The following is a 6,657-nucleotide window of genomic DNA, read 5'->3' as shown; positions in this document are numbered from 1 at the left end:
GCCGGGGCCGGGCGTGCGCGTGCGGGCGCCGTCACCGGTGCCCGCGGGCGGCCGCCCGGTGCCGAACTTCGTACGGCGCAGTCCGGCGATCAGCTGTTCGTAGCGCTCCGCGACGACCGCGGGCTCGTACTCCGCCGCCCTGGCACGGGCCGCTGCGGCCATCCGCCGCCGGGCGGCCGGGTCGTCGATCAGCCGCAGCAGCGCCGCCGCGAACGCGTCCGCGCCGCCGTCGAGGGGGACGAGGAGGCCGTCGCGTCCGTCGGTGATGATCTCGCCGGGCCCGTACGGGCAGTCCGTGGCGACCACCGGCACCCCGCAGTGCATGGCCTCGACGATCGTCATCCCGAACGACTCGCCGTCGGAGGAGACCGCCACGATCGCGCCCTTGGCCCACTCGGGCTCGATGGGGGAGACGGCGCCCATGAGCCGCACCTGGTTGTAGAGGCCCAGCTCCTCGATCCGCGCGCGCAGCGCCGCCTTCTGCCCGCCGCGTCCGTAGATGCGCAGCTGCCAGTCGGGGCGCTCGGCGGCCACCTTGGCGAACGCGTCGAGCAGCCGGTCGTAGCGCTTGACCCGGACCAGCCGGCCCGCGGCGACGACGGTCTTCGACGCGCCGTCGGACGGTTCGACGCCCGTGGACGGGACGCAGTTCGGGATGCAGAGGATGCGGGCGGAGGCACCGGGGAGCGCCTTCCGGTAGGCGGCGGCGTCGGCCTCGGAGACGGTCACGAAGGCGTCCAGCCGGGACAGTGCCGCGTTGTGGTCGGCGCGCAGCCGCTCGGGGTGCGAGGCGAGGGTGCGGTGCTCCTGCCCGATGAGGATCGCGCGCGGGACGCCGTGGCGGGCGAGATGGCCGACGAGCACGGGCCGGGTGGCGATGACGACGTCCGCGCCGCAGCCCCGCAGATACGCGGAGATCCGCTCGTCGGTCAGCCGGGACGGGGCGAGCGGGCCGTTCGCGACGCCGGGGTCGGAGAACATGGTGCTGGGCTCCGCCGCTGCCGGGAGCGCGCCGTCGCAGCCGGGGGAGCCGGGGCGCCAGTCGATGAGCGGTACGACACGGACGGCCGGGTCGACGGTCAGCCGGGGCGTGTCGGCGGGCCGGTAGACGGAGGCGATCTCGACGGTGTGGCCGCGGGCCGCCAGGCCGCCGGCGAGATTCACCGCCGAGCGGATCGTGCCCCCGATGCCGTACACGTTGTAAACGAGAAAAGAGATCTGCACGGAAATTCCTCTCGCTCGGGCGGCGCCGGGCGGGCGCCCCGGTCCGGCCGCGACAGCGGACGTTCCGGGAAAACCGTCCGATAACAGACCAACGGGGCCGCATCCGTATCGGATACGGCCCCGTGGGGCTGCTACATGTGTGCGAGAGGTCAGGCTGTCGCGGTACCCGCGTCGCCGGCCCTGCGGCGGCGGACGACGAAGATCGCTCCGGCGCCGGCCACCATCGCGACGCCGCCGATCACGGCGATCGCCGGCAGCATCGAGGACGAGCCGGTCTGGGCGAGGTTGCCCTTGACCGGCAGCTCCTCCAGGCCGCCCTGCGGCTTGGTCCTGCCCGGGCGCTCGTCGGGCTTGCCGCCCTGGTCACCGGTGCCGGGCTTGCCGGGCTTCGCGGGCGGGACCTCGCCGGGCTTGCTGCCCGCGGCGAGGATCGTGAAGTCGTACCACGCCTCCTCGGACCAGCCGCAGCTGCCGTCGGCCTTGTAGTAGTCGCCCGCGACGAGCGCGAACCCGTCACCCTTCTCCGCGTCCTTGTCGGCGCGGATGCGCAGCGACAGCTCGGCCGTCTGCTGGGCCTCGAGCGTGAAGTAGCCGAAGTACGCGCCGTTGGTCCACTCGTTGAAGCTGGTCCACTCGCCCGTCCCGGGGTCCTGGTACTGGATCTCCAGGACCTCGTCCGGCCGGTCGATGTTCTCCATCGGGACGGCGTAGAGGATCGGGAAGACCTCGTCCAGCGTCTCGTCCGTGGTGTTCTTCAGGTGCACGGAGAAGGAGGACCAGGCGCCGCCCGCGACAAGCTGGGAGGGCAGGTCGGACACCGTCACCCGGAGGTCCGCGGCGTCGACGGCGCACTCGTCGGCGGGCTCCCCGTCCGCCGGACCCGCCGGGTCCGCAGGGTCCGCCGGGTCTTCGCCCTTCTCGCCGGGCTTGCTCCCGCCCGCGGGGGTCTCGTCCCCGGCACCGTCGGTGCCGTCGGTGTCCTGCCCGCCGTCCCCGGTGGCCGGGGCGTCGGCGCCGTCCGTGCCGCCGTCGTCCCCGGAGCCCCCGCCGGGAGCGGTCTCCCCGCCGTTTCCGTCGTCCGGGGTGACCTGGTCGTCGGTGCCCGGGTCGGCCGGGGCCTCCCCGGTCGGGACGGGCGCCGGGGTGTCGTCGGCGTACGCGGCGGGTGCCGCGAGCAGGGCGGCGGGCGCTATCACCGCCGTGGCTGCGGCGGTCGCCAGGGCGCGGCGGATCTTCATACGAACCTCTTCGGTCTGCCGGGCGCCGACAGGGGCGGCGCCGTGAAGGAGGCCGTCGCGGTGGGGACGCGGTATGGCCGTGCGAACGACTTAACTGACCGGTAAGGGCCGGTGAAGGTTGTAACAGCACCCCTGGGACGCACGTGACGCCTGTCACATGTGGGGGCCGGTGGGGCCCGACGCGCGACCGACCGGGGAAGGCCCGGACGTGCGTGACGCGGCCGGCCTCCGGGCGTCCCCGGAAGCCGGCCGCGTCCTGTGGTGACCGGGCTGCTGTCCCCTGCTGACCGGTCACACACGCCGGTGCGCGGTCCCACGGCGTGCACCGCCTGTACCCAATCCGCTCGGCACGCCACACGCTCCGGCGATGTCCGCCCGCTGCCGTACCGGTGTCCGGAGCGGTCGGGCGGAGTCACGCCTGGTTGTCCCGGCCGCACCTGGCCGGTGCGGACATGTGGACCAACGAAGCGCCGAACACGGCGGTCACGCGCCGTACGGGTGACTGGCCCGAACGCACGCCCGTCGCTCCGTATGCCTGTCGGCACGTACGCCTGTCGCTCCGTGCGCCTGTTGATGCGTACGCCTGTCGGCACGTACGCCTGTCGCTCGGCGCGGCTGTTGATACGTACGCCCGTCGCCGCGCGCCCGTCGGCACGTATGCCTGTCGCTCCGTGCGCCCGCGCCGGACCGGTGCGGGCGGGTGCCCGCCGCCGCGCCCCGGCCGGGTGCGGACCGGCGTCTCCGGGCGCGCGTCCTCCCGGGCCGGTGCGGCGTGGTCGGGCCCCGTCCGCAGCCGGGCCCGTCCGCAGCCGGGCGCGCGTCCTCCGGGGGCCTGCCCGACCCCGGGCCCGCCCGTCGCCGGAACGGCCCGACGCCAGGCCGTCCCCGTCCGTCCTCAGACCCGTCCGCGGCACAGCTCCAGCAGCGTCATCGCCAGCGCGGTGCCCGGCTTGCCCAGCTGGGTCCGGTAGTGGGCGAGGATCTCCATCTCGCGCGAGAGGCTCACCCGGCGGCCGCCGGACCTGACGCGGGCCTCCTGGACGGCGGCGGAGACCGCGATCCGTTCCTGCACCAGGCCGATGATCCGCCCGTCCAGATCGTCGATCCGCTGCCGCGCGCCCGCGATCAGTGCGGCGGCCTCGTCGGTGCTCGCCCCGGTGGACGCCGCCCCGTCGGCGTTCCGTACGGCGGGGGCAGCGGCGGGCGCGACCGCCGTCGTCGCCGTCCCGGGCGCGGAGGCCGGGCGCGCGCCGCCGGGCGCGGGCTTGGCGGGCGCGGGCGGGGCGGTCGCGGGCGCTGTGGGTGCGGCGGGTGCGGCGGTTCCGTGGGGGGCTGCGGTGCTGCTCATGTCCGTGACTCCTCGGTGGCGGGGAGCCCCGGTGCCGTCGCCGCCCGGGACGGACACGACAGGCGCCCCGGACCTTGGCCGGCCCGGGGCGCCTGGTGAAGTGCTTGTCAGTGGCTCAAGCAGCACGACCATGGCAGCCGGACGGGCCGGTGCCATAGGTAAACCAGAAGGTGCGCTGCTGGAACATGGCAGCAAGTATGGCCTGCCGGATGTGAGGCGGCCAACGGAGGCCGGATGCTGAGACGGGCGGGGCGGCGCCCCCGCCGCCGGTAGAATCGGCAGTCCGGGCAGTCGCGCCCCTTGTCCCGCACCTGCCCCCGCACGTCACCCACCCCCGCCGGAAGGCCGCCGCAGTGCCCTCAGCGACCCCAGCTGCCGCCCCCGACGAGGACCGCTCCCCGGACGCGGTCCTCGTAGTCGACTTCGGCGCGCAGTACGCCCAGCTCATCGCCCGTCGGGTCCGCGAGGCCCGGGTCTACAGCGAGATCGTCCCGCACACCATGCCGGTGTCCGAGATGCTTGCCAGGAACCCGAAGGCGATCATCCTCTCCGGCGGGCCCTCGTCGGTGTACGCCGAAGACGCCCCGCACGTCGGCCCCGAACTCTTCGAGGCGGGCGTCCCCGTCTTCGGCATCTGCTACGGCTTCCAGGCCATGGCCAAGGCGCTCGGCGGCCACGTCGCCCGCACCGGCACCCGCGAGTACGGCGGCACGGACCTGACCGTCACCCGTCCCGGCTCCACCCTCTTCGAGGGCACGCCCGCCGAGCAGTCGGTGTGGATGTCGCACGGCGACTCCGTCGCCGAGGCCCCGGAGGGCTTCACGGTCTCCGCCTCCACCCCCGGCACCCCGGTCGCCGCCTTCGAGAGCGACGAGAAGAAGCTCTACGGGGTCCAGCACCACCCCGAGGTGATGCACTCCACGCACGGCCAGCTGATCCTGGAGCACTTCCTCTACCGGGGCGCCGGGCTGGCCCCGAACTGGACCATGAGCAGCGTCGTCGAGGACTCCGTCGCGGCCATCCGCGAGCAGATCGGCTCCAGGCGGGCCATCTGCGGGCTGTCCGGCGGTGTCGACTCCGCGGTCGCCGCGGCGCTCGTTCAGAAGGCCGTCGGCTCCCAGCTGACCTGCGTCTACGTCGACCACGGCCTGATGCGCAAGGGCGAGTCCGAGCAGGTCGAGAAGGACTTCGTCGCCGCGACCGGCGTCAAGCTCAAGGTCGTGGACGCGGAGGAGCGGTTCCTCGACGCGCTCGCCGGGGTCGCCGACCCGGAGCAGAAGCGGAAGATCATCGGCCGCGAGTTCATCCGCGTCTTCGAGCAGGCCGCCTCGGAGATCGTCGCCGAGGCCGGTGAGCACGGCGAGTCCGTGGACTTCCTCGTCCAGGGCACCCTCTACCCGGACGTCGTCGAGTCCGGCGGCGGCACCGGCACCGCCAACATCAAGTCCCACCACAACGTCGGCGGGCTCCCCGAGGACCTCCAGTTCCGGCTGGTCGAGCCGCTGCGACGGCTCTTCAAGGACGAGGTCCGGATGGTCGGCCAGGAGCTGGGCCTGCCGGAGGAGATCGTCCAGCGGCAGCCGTTCCCGGGCCCCGGCCTCGGCATCCGTATCGTCGGCGCGGTCACCAGGGAGCGGCTCGACCTGCTGCGCGAGGCCGACGCCATCGCCCGCCAGGAGCTGACCGCGGCCGGGCTGGACCGTGACATCTGGCAGTGCCCGGTGGTCCTCCTCGCGGACGTCCGCTCGGTAGGCGTCCAGGGCGACGGCCGCACCTACGGCCACCCGGTCGTGCTGCGCCCGGTCTCGTCCGAGGACGCGATGACGGCGGACTGGTCCCGGCTGCCGTACGACGTCCTGGCCCGCATCTCGACCCGCATCACCAACGAGGTCGACGAGGTCAACCGGGTCACCCTGGACATCACCAGCAAGCCCCCGGGCACCATCGAGTGGGAGTGACGACCTCCCGCTGATCACCGGCCGGACCGCCGGCCCCGGTCGGATCATCCGGTCAACGCCGCTGCCGTCGCTCATACGTTTGAGTGGCGGCAGCGGCGTTCCCGCTGGGTACGCTGGCCTGGTCGGCAACGATGCGTCCCATGGGAGCACTGATGAGTGTCGAACCACAGCACCAGCACACCTGGCCGCAGCCGCCGCCGGGCGGGTACACCGCCGACGACCTCGACCGACTCCCCGACCTGCCTCCGCACACGGAGCTGATCGACGGGAGTCTCGTCTTCAAGAGTCCGCAGACCAAATTCCATATGCGCGTGATGCGTCTGCTGGAGAACGGCCTGTTGCGGTCAGCGCCGCACGACCTGGAAGTGGTCCGGGAGATGACCGTTCAGCTCGGACTCCGCCGGCGTCCCGAACCCGACGTGATGGCCGTCAGGGCAGAGGCGGACACGGGTATGGAGCAGACGACCTACCGGCCCGAGGACGTCGTCCTCGCCGTCGAGGTCGTCTCGCAGGACTCGGAGGCCCGCGACCGCGAGACCAAGCCCGGCAAGTACGCCAAGGCCGGGATCCCGCACTTCTGGCGGGTGGAGAGCGACGAGGGCGCGCCGGTGGTCTACGTCTACGAACTCGACCCGGCCACGGCGGCCTATGTGCCGACCGGAATCCACCGCAACCGGCTCAAGCTGTCCGTCCCGTTCACCATCGACATCGATCTGACGCGCACCGGACGCCCGCGGGGCTGACCGGCCGGCGTCGCCCCGTTGCCCGTTGCCCGTTGCCCGCCGCTTCCGCGTACGACGCGGGGGTGGCGGTCGTGCGTCTGCTCGAAGATGATTGAACGCGCACCGGACTCCTTACGTAGATGACGCCGACGGCCCGTACCGGGGAC

The 6,657-nt window shown here is 73.4% G+C and carries 5 protein-coding genes; 2 read left to right on the top strand and 3 right to left on the bottom strand.

Annotated features, from left to right (window positions below; translation table 11 throughout):
- From GCU69_RS06475 to GCU69_RS06465, 3 genes are all read right to left on the bottom strand, one after another.
- On the bottom strand, nucleotides 1–1,224 hold a 1,224-nt coding region (locus GCU69_RS06475; protein ID WP_156205371.1), incomplete at its 3' end, for a glycosyltransferase.
- A 149-nt stretch (nucleotides 1,225–1,373) separates the two neighbouring features.
- On the bottom strand, nucleotides 1,374–2,462 hold the full coding sequence (locus tag GCU69_RS34305) for an LPXTG cell wall anchor domain-containing protein (RefSeq protein ID WP_156205370.1): 1,089 nt from the start codon (nucleotides 2,460–2,462) through the stop codon (nucleotides 1,374–1,376).
- Nucleotides 2,463–3,357: 895 nt separating this feature from the next.
- On the bottom strand, nucleotides 3,358–3,810 hold the full coding sequence (locus GCU69_RS06465; RefSeq protein WP_156205369.1) for a chorismate mutase: 453 nt from the start codon (nucleotides 3,808–3,810) through the stop codon (nucleotides 3,358–3,360).
- A 353-nt stretch (nucleotides 3,811–4,163) separates the two neighbouring features.
- Between GCU69_RS06465 and guaA the strand changes: the two genes are divergently transcribed.
- A complete protein-coding gene (gene guaA, locus GCU69_RS06460) occupies nucleotides 4,164–5,768 on the top strand; it encodes a glutamine-hydrolyzing GMP synthase (RefSeq protein ID WP_156205368.1) in 1,605 nt (534 codons plus the stop codon).
- Nucleotides 5,769–5,920: 152 nt separating this feature from the next.
- A complete protein-coding gene (locus GCU69_RS06455; RefSeq protein WP_156205367.1) occupies nucleotides 5,921–6,511 on the top strand; it encodes a Uma2 family endonuclease in 591 nt (196 codons plus the stop codon).
- Nucleotides 6,512–6,657 lie beyond the last annotated feature (146 nt).

This window comes from Streptomyces lycii, assembly GCF_009735685.1.
Lineage (GTDB): Bacteria > Actinomycetota > Actinomycetes > Streptomycetales > Streptomycetaceae > Streptomyces > Streptomyces lycii.
The sequence above is the reverse complement of the archived record's forward strand: the minus strand, read 5'-3'. Positions and strand labels throughout refer to the sequence as shown.

Bases quoted from the DNA above. Each gene is read 5' to 3' on its own strand.
- GCU69_RS34305 (WP_156205370.1), bottom strand. From the start codon at position 2,462: ATGAAGATCCGCCGCGCCCTGGCGACCGCCGCAGCCACGGCGGTGATA.
- GCU69_RS06465 (WP_156205369.1), bottom strand. From the start codon at position 3,810: ATGAGCAGCACCGCAGCCCCCCACGGAACCGCCGCACCCGCCGCACCC.
- GCU69_RS06455 (WP_156205367.1), top strand. From the start codon at position 5,921: ATGAGTGTCGAACCACAGCACCAGCACACCTGGCCGCAGCCGCCGCCG.